The sequence below is a fragment of the Planococcus sp. VCh962 genome (assembly GCF_057748275.1).
Genome location: NZ_JBYLHS010000001.1, coordinates 867,886 through 880,924, shown reverse-complemented (window position 1 = coordinate 880,924; position 13,039 = coordinate 867,886). Strand labels below are relative to the sequence as shown.

The window sequence follows — 13,039 nt, the reverse complement described above, 5'->3', positions numbered from 1 at the left end:
CAGTCTCGAAAAGTCCGCTTTTATTGCATTAACTAGCAAAAGGACAATCATTAATTAGAACTTATTTTTGAGAAACTTGCAGATTATTTTGTTTCAATGCTTGTGCCAATTTATTGTAAACTTCAATCTCTCCAAAATTGATGCCTAATTGGATAGCAGTTTGTGCAATATCAGGGCTGATGCCCGCTATAGCTGTTTTCACTCCAATGATTTTTAGCCCTTCAATCAATTGGAAGATTTGGTGGGCAACCATTGTATCAACGATTGGCACACCGGATAAATCAATGAACAACCGTTCCAAGGAATTTTCGTAACATTGTTTCAGCACTTTCTCAAAAACAATCTGCGCCCGATATGTATGAATTTCTCCTACCAGTGGAAGCAAGCCGATCTCTTTTGTCAGCAAAATTACCGGTGCACTCATTTCAACAATCATTTCTTGTTGGGCATTCAGCCGGTTTTCTGCTGCATTTGTGCTTTGAATGGTAAATTCCAGAATGATGTCATTGATGGTGTCAACAACTGCCCTGTTCCATGCAGTCACTTGTTCCGGGGAAATTCTTTCTTCCTGTGCTTCCGCAAATTCTTCAATAAGCTGCAGATATTGCTTTTGGGTTCTGAAAAACTCTTTTAAGACGGCGTCAAGAGGCGTGGCTAAATGGCCTTCATCTTTAGCGATACGCATAATCCAATCCTGGAAGTCCTTTATGCATTCACTATCGTCTTTACTGAACATATGGCAAAAACGCTCATGAAACTCATGGTTTTGCTGCTTTAATTTTTCAATGGTTTCCGGGTTTGAAGATGCATATACACCTACGGCACTTTCCTCCAATGTATTAAACCATTGTTCCGTAAGCTCTTTGTTTTTTTCGCATAAATATTCGTGTAGTTTCTCATTCTTCAAACTAAATTGTTCTTTTAACATCATTTCATACTCCTTGTTTATCTAAATTCGCTAATCTTCTATTTCTATAGTATATGACTCTTCGGAGATATGCACATTTCTAAGTCTTTTTCTTCTTGAAGCCGACCTGGCTGGCGACTCGAATTGCGGAGAATTTCTTACTTCCAGATTTATCTAGCTATTCAGGCAGCGTCTTAGTATATTATTAAGAATAAATTATTTACCAAAGAGTCCAGTAACAACCACTGAAAATATTCTTGAGAAAGAAGTGAGTGCATGAATCCAAGCGAAACCATTTATTTTGGACTGATTGGGATAGCCGTATTGGCCGCCATTTTGGTCGTTTGGCTAATTTTTAGAAAAAGAAAAAGATGGAGGCTGTTATTGACGAGTGCACTGGTTATCGGATTTATTGGCTACTACCTCTATTTTCCGATCTTAAAGACAAATGAACATGATGAGCGATATGAAGTGCTTATTGACCACTTGTCAAAAAACTATCCGGATACTGAATTCGACATTGTGCCTGAACGATATGAAGCGGGATATTCAGTTGGTTCTTTTGAAGTTAATAAAGCAGAAACTCCGTTGTTTGGCGTCACTTTATACGTTGATGACGAAGGAAAAGTGAGCCAACCAAGCACTTGGACCAAAGGAGGCTATCCAACACAGCAAGATCTTTGGAGGGACTTGGAATATTCCTACGGGGGCGAGTATTCGCTGACAAAAAAAGTTCCGGTGATAAGTAAGGAAGATGAATGGATCGACGGGGGCCTCACTGCTTATGCCTTGGACATCGATGAAGCGCCTGCCATCGCTGTATACGATTATTCCCGGCAAGGATATGGCCTTTTAGGAATGGAAGAAGGAGAGAGAGGCGGAGTTGCTTCTATCGAATTAGAAGGCTATGTTTTTCTCTATATAGATATGGAATTTGCAGAGACGACTGTTACGATTCAATTGGAAAATGGGAAGGAGTATACAATAAACGCAGCTGAGCATAAAGGACAATTGATGGTTGAGAAAATAGATTAACATAAACGCCAAACAACGAAAAGAACCCCGAAGGGAAGAGAATCTAATCACTTCCACTCGAGGTTCTGGCCAAAAGGAAATTCTTTATCAAAACAGGTAGCTGATCAGTAAGCCGGCGGATAGCAGAAAACCGAAAATGGTATTGGTCATAGCCGTCGATTTCATAGCAAATCTCATATACTTTGGTTCTGTTACGCCTTTTTGGAACCCCTTGATGGCGGAAACCGGTTTTTTGAAACTAAGGAACACGACTAAAGCCCAAGGACTGATATAACCCATCAATACAATAGCGATAATCCAAAGATAGGCAACGGCAAAAGCAATCGCCAAACCGATAACCGCTTTTTCCCTCCCAAGCAGAATCGGCAGCGTTTTTCTTCCGCCTTTTGTATCTTCATCGATATCCCGGATATTATTCGACATGTTGATGGCACCCACCAAAATACCGACGGGGATGGAAATCAACACACTTTCAAGCGTAATCGCATTGGTTTGAATGAAAAAAGCGATCAAAATAAAGCCGGTTCCCATTGCTAATCCTGAAAACAATTCTCCGAACGGAGTGTATGCAATCGGAAGCGGTCCGCCTGTATACAAAAAGCCGATCGCCATGCCGACAAAGCCGATCACCACTAACCACCAGCTGCTGTTCATGCAAATATACAGACCGATAAATGCAGCTATAACATACAATAAAATTGCGACGGTTAAGACATTTTTAGGCTGCAATCCGTGCCGGACAATCCCGCCGCCGATTCCGACAGATTCAGCCGTATCCAAACCGCGTTTGAAGTCATAGTATTCGTTAAACAAATTCGTCGCAATCTGCAAAGCCAAGCAAGCGGCCATCATTGCAATGAATAAAAGCCAATCAATGTCCGTTACATAAAGCGCTGCCACCGTCCCAAGTATTACCGGCGCAAAAGTCGCCGTCAAAGTATGCGGACGCGTCATTGTCCACATTAATCTGGCAGAACTGATTTCCATTGTGTTTTCCATAGTTTTTTCTTATCTCCCTGCATCTTTAATCGTAATTTCAAACTGAAGCAACTAGGATACTTCTTCTTTACAATATCTTATTATAACAAAAAATCGCCCCTTTTTATTCCTCGTTGTTCAACAATTTGTGTCAGCGCTGTTAGTTTAAGAAGGTTTGTTGAAAAACAGCCACTTTCACGAACTGATGGCCAATGAAGATTTGGACACAAGAAATTAAAGAGGGAAAGAATAACGAAAGTTTCAAGTGCTTCAATAAGGAAACAGGAAGGGATGGCACAGGGATATAACGCCAAATCAACCTTTGTCATTTCCTCACAACTTCCTGCTTTTGGAATTTTTCAAGACGCTGCTTTTTTTCCTTTCTTTTTTATGGCAAAACCTACTCAGAAACTCATTTTAAATTTTGAATGAATCTGCTAAAGATTGGGGTATAGTAAATTAAAGGCAATAGTTTATCAATAGAAACGCTAATTTGAAAGAAAGGGAGAGATGAAAATGAAAGCAACGTTAAATTGGGATAGTGGAATGGCTTTTAGCGGGATGACGGAATCCGGACACAAAATCTTATTAGATGCCGATGCGGAAAGCGGCGGGTCAAATAGTGGCCCCCGTCCGACGGAGGTGCTTTTGCATGCTGCCGCAGTATGCACGGGGATGGATATCGTCATGATTTTGGAGAAAATGCGCTTAGTGATTGATGAATTTTTTATTGAGATCGAAGGTACACGCGCAGAAAACCATCCTAGACGTTTTACCGAAATTGCTATTAACTATCATCTGAAAGGCGATTTGCCGGAAGACAAAGTTGTCCGGGCTATCAAATTATCACGCGACACTTATTGCACAGTTGTTCATTCCATTAACGCCTCTATTCAATACAACTATGTATTGAACGGAGAGCCGAGTAAAACCCTGAGCAATTAATGCATAAGGATGAGGAAGAAATCAAATGAAAACGCGTAAGGTGGATATTAACTCATATCCACCTTACGCGTTTTAACTGCCGTTTTATTGAAAAGCAAACCACTTCCAGGATGTCCCGTTCGATTTCCGCCCGATATGCATCCTTCTATGAAATTAGCGAAACTATTGCCTTCTTTTTTCTCAGGAGCTAAAAGCTTAAAAGCAATAATTAATGGAAATTTCACTCAAATTTCATTATAGAGCTGCATAATAGGCAAATATAGAAGTTACTACACAAATAAATGGACCAAATGATTGCGCATAGTCATTTATTTATACTGAAAATCATGCAAGAGAAGAGGCGGAAGCTAATGAAAAAAGTAATGATATTAGGCGGCTACACACATATGATCGATGTGGTAAATACAGCGAAACAGATGGGGCTTTTTACCATTGTAGTGGACAGAGAGCCAACATCTCCCGCTAAAGCTTTTGCGGATAAGGCATATGACATTAGCACGGATGAAATTGATCGTTTAGTGGAGATTGCAGAAATAGAAAAAATAGACGGCGTCTTTAATGGTTTTGATGACTTTAATACCTGGAAAGCTCTTGAGTTATGCGAAAGGCTGAATCTTCCGCATTACGCAACACATGGGCAGCTGGAAATTTGTTCAGACAAAGAGCGGTTCAAAGAATTTTGCAGAAGTTTTGCTGTTCCGGTGATTGAAGAATATCAGATTGAAGATCTGCTTGCCGGAGAAAAAGCTGAAAAATGCATTTTTCCAGTAATCATCAAGCCCGTCGATAGCTATGCCAGCCAAGGCATTATGGTTTGTTACAACTTAGAAGACTTAAAAGAAGGCTACGAAAAGGCTTTGCGCTATTCCAAGTCAGGGCAGGTGATTGTCGAACGGTTTGTAGATAATGACTACGGCGTCATGATGTTCTACACTGTTAAGAATGGCCAAGTGGTATTGTCGGCCATGACAGACCGCCATGTCCATAAAGAGTATAAAGAACATCCGCCTTTACCAACAGCGACGATTTTCCCGTCGCAGCATTTGGGCCATTATACTGCCACGCTGGATATGAGAGTCAAGGCGATGATCAGTGGAATGGGAATTGAAAATGGTGTTTTATTCATTCAATCACTTTTTGAAGATGGAAATTTTTATTTTTATGAAATGGGATTCCGTCTGAGTGGAACACAATATTACACGATTCTGGAAAAACAAATGGGAATTAATTTACTTGAAATGATGCTGGATTTTGCAACCGGCGGAAACCTGGATAAGTATCCGATCGAGCGATATGATCAAGGATATTCGAAGTTTCCGGCATGCAACCTATCAATCCTCCTGGGTACAGGAACCATCAAAGAAATAAAGGGCTTGGAACAGATAAAAGAAATGCCCTCGGTCATTTCGTATATACCGGTCCAAGAAGCAGGAAATGAAGTGCTGTTGACCGGCACTTATGCACAAATGTTGGGACGGTTTAATATAGTCGCTGCCAATCTTGAAGAGTTCAATAAAACAATCGAAAAAATCAATCACGCTTTACAAGTCCTTTCAACAGAAGGCAAAGATATGATTATTGCTAAATATTCGCCTTCGCAGCAAACAAATCAGCCCTTTCAATTGGAAGGAAAAGAAGGGGTTGAAGCGGAAGATATCGCCTTCGAAAAGTTGAAAAACTTATTCAGGAATCAAATTGAAGTCAGTCTTTAAACGGCACCTGCAAAAGGAAGGAAGAAGGGCTATGTAGAAGAGCCGTTCTATCCTTCCTTTTTTATGCCCAATTGCTTGATCAGCTAGGGACAGGTTTTATGAACTTCATTCATTTTGTATCTTTGTACTGTCAACTCTTGTAAAAGACCGCGTTAAAGAAGGCAGGTCTTGATGCTGTTTCACTTTTAGGCTCTTATTCGGCAATCTTTTTATTTTAATAAAGCAGTCATAATAGAATTTCGCTTAAAATTGTATAGACTCTGAATCGGAAACCGTAGGAATCTGGCTAGATTCACAAAAATTATAAAAGAAAGTTTAAATTAATATGCCTTTTTTAGGAATTTCATGCTAATATATGTAAGAAATTTCATATTAAAGGGGAGAAATAATGAACAAAGCTACTATTCAGTCAGACAGAGAGACTTTGTATTTTGTCATAAGTCTGGCAATCAGTATTTTAACTTATCTATTGGCGATCGTTTCTATTATCGGTATTGCGGTGACAGTTGCACTCGTAGTGATATTGCTTTTCGCCAATGCCTTGATGCTTGGTTCTATTCGCGGAAACGGCATACGGATTCACGAAAAGCAATTCCCGGATGTCTACGATAGCGTACAAGCGTTATCGAAAGAAATGGGCCTGAAAAAAGTGCCCGATGTATTTGTTATCCAGTCCGAAGGAGCCTTAAATGCATTTGCTACACGCTTTTTCGGGCGGAATATGGTTGTTTTGTACTCAGAAGTATTTGAATTGGCACGCGAACAAGGGCAAGATGAATTAAACTTCATTATTGCCCATGAATTGGCCCATGTGAAACGCCGCCATGTCTGGAAAAATATATTGATCATGCCAGCCGGATTTATTCCGTTTTTAAGCCAGGCATACAGCCGGTCTTGTGAATATACTTGTGACCGCCATGCCGCCTACACTATTCAAAACGCAGCCGCTGCAAAACGGGCGTTGACCTTGCTTGGGATCGGCAAGAAAATGTATGCGGAAGTGAATGAGGATGCCTATAGAGAACAAATTGCCACTGAGTCGAACGGCTTTGTATGGCTAAGTGAAGTATTGTCTTCTCATCCGAATTTGCCGAAGCGCATTCAGTCCATACAGCAATTCGAAGGCAATCATGCTTCTATTTATACCCCGAACCGCGGCAAAATCGCATTAAGTGCATCTTTGCTGATTGCAGCAGTTGTAGGTGTTTATTTTCTATGCATTGCAATTTTTGCAGGCGGTACAATGGTCTACTCCCAGTTTATGCCGGATATTCTGGGGGATTCGATTTATTCTGATGAATTCCTGATAGAAGGAGAAACCCCGCTGATTACTGCTGTTTCAAACGGGGATCTTGCGGAAGTTGAGCGAATTGTAGCAGAAGGTGCCGATATACATGAAAAAGATTCTGAAGGCACGGATGCGTTGATGCATGCTGTCTACTCCGGAGATACGGCCATCATGTCATATTTACTGGAAGCTGGCGCAGATGTGAACACAGCTGACAATTACTCGACGGCATTGGGAACGGCCGTGATGTACGGCGAATATGAAAGTGTGAAATTACTGGTGGAAAAAGGAGCCGATCCTGCTCAGGAAGGCCCTGATGGAATGTCTGCAATGGATTATATGGGGGCATCGTCTGAAACAGAATTCATCAAATTAGTTGAATCGGATGCTTATTGAGTAATTGATGACAACAATAAGCTATTCAAAAAACAGGAGACGCTCGAATGAGCGGCTCCTGTTTTTTGATTTGTTTCAGCGCAGTCGGCAAGAATCGGGGCACTAAAGGTCTGGGCGCAGAAATAAAAATTTAAACGCAGATAAATACAATATACCGCAGATAAAAATTTTTGAACGCAGATAAATGTTTACATTAACCTTTTATTAACGAAGTGTTAACCAGTGCAAGGATTTATTACGGTAAAATGGTAATAATTATCATTTTATGCGGATGATCAGGGTGCTTGAATTTCAGATTTAGTTGGCATATTTATAGAAATTGCCTTTCGGTAGTTAGTGTATTATCGTATTGGATATAGAATGATTTTGGTTTTATGAGGGGCAGTTATAGTAGACTGCTCAGTAGTATAGGAGTAATGGTACAGGTAAGGGAATCATGGATCATGAAACATTTCGGTGTGACTATACAGAACAAAAAGGATGGATTAAAGCTTACAAGAGACAATTATATAAAAGTAAGTAATAAGAGCTCCCTGATTAAAGGGGAAATTTATTCTGAATCGATCATAGAACAGCATATTGAAGATTGCTTAACTAACTACGTTTGGAACATAGAGTATTTTCATTCATTGCCTAACAATGAATTTAATGAAGAACTCCAACGTTTTCTAAATAAAATTAAAGTCTTTAAGGAAATTACCGATCTTTCTGCTTTAAAAGGGGTTTCTGGATATTACATAATGGTTCTGGATGAATATGCCCAAGCTTATATTGGCAGAAGCCGGAATGTAACAAGCCGGATCCAGGGGCATTGGAGTAAACAAAAAGAATTTGACCGGTTAATATTCGGAAGAAAAGAAAATTCCATTTTATCAATTGACAGCTTTAGAGCTTATGATACAACAAGGATATTCGTATATGAAACAAGTGACATTCAAGGACGGGAAGATGAATTCATAAATTTATTCCATGATAAATATCTTTTGAATAGAACAAAGGGTGGAACTTTGCCTGGATTAAGAGAAGCTATAATGCATGGGAAAACAAGGAAGCTTGCATTTCATGATAAGAAGCTCTCAAAAGAATGAACCTGAAGTAGCTTGTATGCGAAAAGACTTCTTCAATATTTATAAATTCAATAATAATATCTCTGGAAATCAAAGTGGACTTCTTCATTATTTTCAAAGTGAGGTCAGCATCAGATGGAAAACGTATCAGCTGAAGATCAATCAGAATCCCTCAAGGCTATCCAATCGGCAATCCGCAAATCGGAAAACGCCTTGGCCAGTATGGTTCAAAAAGGCGCTAATACTGCCTTGATAAACAAGCGTCTCACCGCATTAAATATGGGTTTAGCAGTGCTTGAAACCGCTTGGAATCAAAAACCTCTTCATTACAGCCAGAATGACTTATCTGAAACTCGCTGTGTTTTGACAGGGTTATTTCCTTCCCTTGAAACCAGCTATGCCAAGTCTAAAGCCGGCAGTCCTCAAAAAACGCTTTTAGAGAGAAGAATTAAAGCTTTGCAACTAGCGATTCAAGCCAGTGAAGATCTTGAAGCTGAATTTTAGCGAAAAAGGACAGCGGTTTCTTTTAAACCGCTGCCTTTTTATTGTTTCAAGATTGGAAGGCTCTTTATTTCACCAGTTGTACTTATCGAAGAAAGCCATTGATTCTTCGTAACGGGTTCCATGTTCGGTCAGGCGGGGAACAGTCACAGTGAATCCGGCCTCCGCAAACGCTTCGCTAATCGGCCGCAAGCTTTGTAGGGTTCCTGTAGGACCCACTGTTACGACATGTCCGCCTTCAACTTTATACGGTTCCGCTCCGGTTAAGACTTCGAAATCCGCTGTCATCCAAAAATTTCCTTGGCATTTTTTATAGCCGCAAAAGAACCCCATACGCCATTATGATGATCGATGATCTGTTTCGCTTTTAGCGAATCGGAATCCCAAGTGCCGTGTCCGTCTCTCACCAGTGTCACTTGATAGCCAAGACTATGTGCTCGGCGACAAGTCGCATCGATGCAATACTCTGTCTGGTTCCCGGCAAGGATCAGGTTTTCAATAGCCATTGCTTTTAATGCCTGATCAAGGCCGGTTTCGTGGAACGAATCCGGTGTCTGTTTTTGGAAAATGGGTTCTCCTTGTTTCGGGCTAATGGACGAATGTATCTGCCAGGCATCAGTGCCAGCCACAAGCGCTTGGTCATTGTGCTGAACAAAAATAACCGGAACATCCACTGAACGGGCTTTCTCAATCAAATACCGAAGATTATCAAGCAGGTCATCTTTATTGAATACCGGATTAGATGCTGCAAACATTTCATTTTGCGCATCAATGACCAGTAGGGCGGTTTTTTGCATCGTTCACACCTCCAATTTTTCATTTCTCCATAAGGATATTCGGGATTTTATTCCAAAATCCTTTCGTTCACTCGCAATAAACTAAGCGATTCTGTTGTTGAAATATAGAAACCAGGAGAGAAGAAATCTAGGCAGGGCCATCGAAGCCTAAAGGAGAGCATTATTAAAAATAATGAGCGGCAGCGGATTGATTATAAGGAGGAATGAACTTTGCCTATAACTGTCGGTGATGTAATAACATTCGAGCGCATTTTCACAACGGAAGACGTTGAATTGTTTTCGAAGATATCTGGAGCTGAAGGTATTCATCACCTTCAGCCCGATGAACAAGGGAGACTGGTCGTCCAAGGCCTGCTGACAGCAACTTTGCCGACCAAAGTGGGAGGAGACCATGACGTACTGGCGCGGCATATGGACTTCGAGTTTTAAGGCCGGTATTCACGGGGAATACCATACTCTGCGAAGTGATCATCAGTGAATTTGAAATGCAAGAGCAAAAAACGCGTATTGCTGCTGCCTTTTCTTGCAAGAACCAGCAAGCTAAGGAAGTGCCGAGAGGCGGTTTTTCAGGAGTAATTCTATAGGAATTTTAAATGCTGCGTCTAGCTCGTTACTGGTTCAGCTGAAATACGACTAGCCATCTGTCATTTAGGGTAAAGAAAAGAAGACGGAAAACGAAAGGAGGTAATAGTTATTACTTCCGATTGGTGGAATTCTTTTCAATGGTGGAACACGATCAGCAATGTGTTTTTACTGACAAATATCGTCATAGCTTTCTCCATCCTTTTTGTCGAAAGGAAAAGAGCGACTTCTAAATGGGCCTGGTTTATGGTCTTGTTTTTTCTGCCTTATTTAGGTTTGCTGCTTTATTTATTGTTCGGCAAGCCACATAAAATAGATAAAGGTAAACATTCAAGCGCTTATTTGAACCCGGAAATTTTGAGTATTTCAGAACAGCAGTTATCTGCAATAGACGAAGGTTCCTATAGCTATCCAACAAAAGTGGCTGAAGAATGGCAGCCTCTCATCCGGATGAATTTGAAAAGTGGTGTGGCTCCGTTCACGCAGCATAATCGGCTAAATATCTACACTGATGGAAAGAAGAAATTCGAAGCGTTATTCCACGATATCGAAGCGGCAAAATCCCATATCCATCTCGAATACTATATGGTAAAAGATGATGCGATTGGCAAAAGTCTAATCACCCTTTTGACAAAAAAAGCCCGGCAAGGACTTGAAGTTCTTTTCCTTTATGATGATATCGGTTCAAATTCTTTGCCTAAGAATTACTTCGATGCATTTTCAAAAGCGGGTGGCCGTGCAGCTGCATCGCTGCATTCCAAACTGCCTTTCGCTAATCCGCGAGTCAATTACCGCAATCATAGAAAAATTGCCATATTCGATGGGAAAGTCGGCTATATCGGCGGCTTTAATATCGGAGATGAATATTTGGGGAGAAACGAAAAGTTCGGTTACTGGAGAGACACGCATCTTCGTTTTGAAGGGGAAGCCGTTCATTCTCTGCAGCATCGATTTTTAAGCGACTGGAACCAAACTTCCGAGACGCTACCCGTCCAGTACGAGGAAAGTTATTTTCCTGCTGTGGAGATTTTTGGCGGGGCAGGAATGCAGTTGATTGCCAGCGGCCCGGATGAATCGCTCGATCATATAAAAAATGGTTATTTGCGGATGATTGCCCAGGCCCGTAAATCGGTTTATATCCAAACCCCTTATTTGATTCCCGATTTGGCCATATTAGATGCACTCAGCACGGCGGCTCTTAGCGGCGTAGATGTGCGGATCATGATTCCCTGTAAAGCAGACCATATTTTCGTCTACAGTGCCAGCTTGTCATATGCCAAAGACTTAGTGAATACCGGTGTGAAAGTTTATACTTATGACAATGGATTTTTGCATGCGAAAACCATAGTAGTAGACGGCAAGGTTTTTTCCATTGGTTCTGCCAATATGGATGTCCGCAGTTTCTCACTCAATTATGAAGCAAATGCGTTCGTGTACAATGTGGAAGCCGCAGAAGAAATGAACTTGTTGTACTTAAACGATTTGAAACTTTCTACAGAACTTACACCAGAATATTTTCAGGAATTTTCGCTTATTAACCGATTTAGATTGCAAGTCGCCCAATTGGTTGCACCGATTCTGTAAATCTGAACGAATGCAGGCTCATGAATGTGACTTTATAAAGGAAGGCAGGATGAAACCGATCCTGTCTTCTTTTTTTGTTTTACTTCTTTGAGTGTAGCCACGAAAACAGTAAGTAGTATTCATGGCTTTGCTCTATTAAACTTCAAGCAACTACAATCATTAATCTTCAGTTCAGAAGCTCCATTTTTATTTAATAATTGGCTATTGTAGAAATCCTGCTAAACTGGTACTCTTTTTTTAATTGATTTAGGAGGAAAGACATTGGTTAAATTACTTTACTTTTTGTTAACTATTTCTATTTTATTGATTGTTAATTTTGCAGCCGCTTATTTTCTTCAGTACAACGTCATTGATCTGGCTTTGCCGGTAGGGATTCTGGGGATTTTAGCTACAGCTCCGAACAATCCCATGAGCGATCTTTTCAACAGTAAACCATTTATCGAAGCTGAAGAGGCAAGATACGTTAAGTTCGGCAATATTCCAATTTACGCTTCCGTTGCTTATACGATTTACGCCATCGTTTTTATTTTTGTTTATTACCGTAGTTATTTTTTCAGTTAATAGCTAACTGCCAAGTGCTGCTTAATTAGCGGCACTTTTGTCGTATAGAAGACCAGATCCATTTTCCGGACGGTTATTCATTCAGGCCTTGACTGTAGCAACACGAAATGAATTTATGGTCATGGATTATTGATTTTTTCGCTGTTTACTACATAAAACACAATATAACCGCAATTCGGAACACTGTAATTTTGCTTTTACAGCTGTTTGAATGATTAATCCTTCGACTTTTTTTATATTTGATTCGTGCCATCCCGCCCTAAAACAATTTCAGTAAAATAACAGTAATTGCCTTCAGACACGAACAAGTTAATCGTACAGAATCCATCTATTTGAACATGAATTTCCATGAAAGCTTGGTAGGTTAAATCAATGGCACCCATCTGGTGAAAGGCCAACAATTGAAATATAGGTTTTTCTGCCGATAATAAAAATCAGAAAATTCCATTATTAAGGTTTACATTAGATGCATAGGGGGAATCCTAAAAAGGTAGGAACATACGTTCCGTTCACAACTTTTCATAAAACTGAATCTTTCCTATACATATACGGCTCTATTCCTGAAGGCAACTAGATTTACTTTGTTAAAAGGCATTATTTATTCGTCTTCCCTGATCTTACAGATTTCCAGTTTATGCGGGAAAGCCGGAAAAATGCTGCTCAGCTATTTGAACCGAAAGGGTGAG

13 protein-coding genes and 1 pseudogene are annotated in these 13,039 nt (G+C 40.3%); 10 read left to right on the top strand and 4 right to left on the bottom strand.

The annotated features are described in order from the left end of the window. Positions 1 to 61: 61 nt before the first annotated feature. Positions 62 to 928, bottom strand: coding sequence for an STAS domain-containing protein (locus AC3AQ9_RS04415; RefSeq protein WP_488306230.1), 867 nt, complete (start codon positions 926 to 928; stop codon positions 62 to 64). A gap of 255 nt (positions 929 to 1,183) precedes the next feature. Here AC3AQ9_RS04415 and AC3AQ9_RS04410 point away from each other — a divergent pair, with 255 nt between their 5' ends. After that, positions 1,184 to 1,942, top strand: coding sequence for an acyltransferase family protein (locus tag AC3AQ9_RS04410; protein ID WP_488306229.1), 759 nt, complete (start codon positions 1,184 to 1,186; stop codon positions 1,940 to 1,942). Between the two features lie 87 nt (positions 1,943 to 2,029). Here AC3AQ9_RS04410 and AC3AQ9_RS04405 read toward each other — a convergent pair whose 3' ends face one another. Further along, a complete protein-coding gene (locus tag AC3AQ9_RS04405) occupies positions 2,030 to 2,941 on the bottom strand; it encodes a 1,4-dihydroxy-2-naphthoate polyprenyltransferase (RefSeq protein WP_488306228.1) in 912 nt (303 codons plus the stop codon). A gap of 270 nt (positions 2,942 to 3,211) precedes the next feature. On the opposite strand from AC3AQ9_RS04405, the gene AC3AQ9_RS04400 reads away from it, so the two are divergent. The 6 genes from AC3AQ9_RS04400 (at position 3,212) to AC3AQ9_RS04375 (ending at position 8,832) form a co-directional block, all read left to right on the top strand. Then, positions 3,212 to 3,352: a hypothetical protein gene (locus AC3AQ9_RS04400; RefSeq protein WP_488306227.1), complete on the top strand. Its 141-nt coding sequence runs from the start codon at positions 3,212 to 3,214 to the stop codon at positions 3,350 to 3,352. Positions 3,353 to 3,436: 84 nt separating this feature from the next. After that, positions 3,437 to 3,865 carry an OsmC family protein gene (locus tag AC3AQ9_RS04395; protein WP_488306226.1) on the top strand — a complete coding sequence of 143 codons (429 nt, stop codon included), beginning with the start codon at positions 3,437 to 3,439 and terminating at the stop codon, positions 3,863 to 3,865. 350 nt (positions 3,866 to 4,215) lie between these two features. After that, positions 4,216 to 5,577, top strand: coding sequence for an ATP-grasp domain-containing protein (locus AC3AQ9_RS04390; protein WP_488306225.1), 1,362 nt, complete (start codon positions 4,216 to 4,218; stop codon positions 5,575 to 5,577). A 388-nt stretch (positions 5,578 to 5,965) separates the two neighbouring features. Next, on the top strand, positions 5,966 to 7,261 hold the full coding sequence (locus AC3AQ9_RS04385) for a M48 family metallopeptidase (RefSeq protein ID WP_488306224.1): 1,296 nt from the start codon (positions 5,966 to 5,968) through the stop codon (positions 7,259 to 7,261). 443 nt (positions 7,262 to 7,704) lie between these two features. Then, on the top strand, positions 7,705 to 8,349 hold the full coding sequence (locus tag AC3AQ9_RS04380; protein ID WP_488306223.1) for a hypothetical protein: 645 nt from the start codon (positions 7,705 to 7,707) through the stop codon (positions 8,347 to 8,349). A gap of 114 nt (positions 8,350 to 8,463) precedes the next feature. After that, the gene (locus tag AC3AQ9_RS04375) at positions 8,464 to 8,832 is read left to right on the top strand and encodes a hypothetical protein (protein WP_488306222.1); all 369 of its coding nucleotides are present in this window, start codon (positions 8,464 to 8,466) and stop codon (positions 8,830 to 8,832) included. 69 nt (positions 8,833 to 8,901) lie between these two features. On the opposite strand, the gene AC3AQ9_RS04370 is transcribed toward AC3AQ9_RS04375, so the two are convergent. Then, positions 8,902 to 9,117, bottom strand: a complete 216-nt coding sequence (locus tag AC3AQ9_RS04370) for a hypothetical protein (RefSeq protein WP_488306221.1) — start codon at positions 9,115 to 9,117, stop codon at positions 8,902 to 8,904. After that, a complete protein-coding gene (locus AC3AQ9_RS04365) occupies positions 9,114 to 9,626 on the bottom strand; it encodes a cysteine hydrolase family protein (protein WP_488306220.1) in 513 nt (170 codons plus the stop codon). Before AC3AQ9_RS04365 ends, AC3AQ9_RS04370 begins: the two co-directional genes overlap by 4 nt. Before the next feature lie 210 nt (positions 9,627 to 9,836). On the opposite strand from AC3AQ9_RS04365, the pseudogene AC3AQ9_RS04360 reads away from it, so the two are divergent. From AC3AQ9_RS04360 to AC3AQ9_RS04350, 3 genes and pseudogenes are all read left to right on the top strand, one after another. Then, positions 9,837 to 10,210 (top strand): annotated as a pseudogene (locus AC3AQ9_RS04360) (hotdog family protein). A gap of 160 nt (positions 10,211 to 10,370) precedes the next feature. Continuing rightward, the gene (gene cls / locus AC3AQ9_RS04355) at positions 10,371 to 11,792 is read left to right on the top strand and encodes a cardiolipin synthase (RefSeq protein WP_488306219.1); all 1,422 of its coding nucleotides are present in this window, start codon (positions 10,371 to 10,373) and stop codon (positions 11,790 to 11,792) included. A gap of 261 nt (positions 11,793 to 12,053) precedes the next feature. After that, positions 12,054 to 12,353 carry a hypothetical protein gene (locus AC3AQ9_RS04350; RefSeq protein WP_488306218.1) on the top strand — a complete coding sequence of 100 codons (300 nt, stop codon included), beginning with the start codon at positions 12,054 to 12,056 and terminating at the stop codon, positions 12,351 to 12,353. The last annotated feature ends 686 nt before the right edge of the window (positions 12,354 to 13,039 follow it).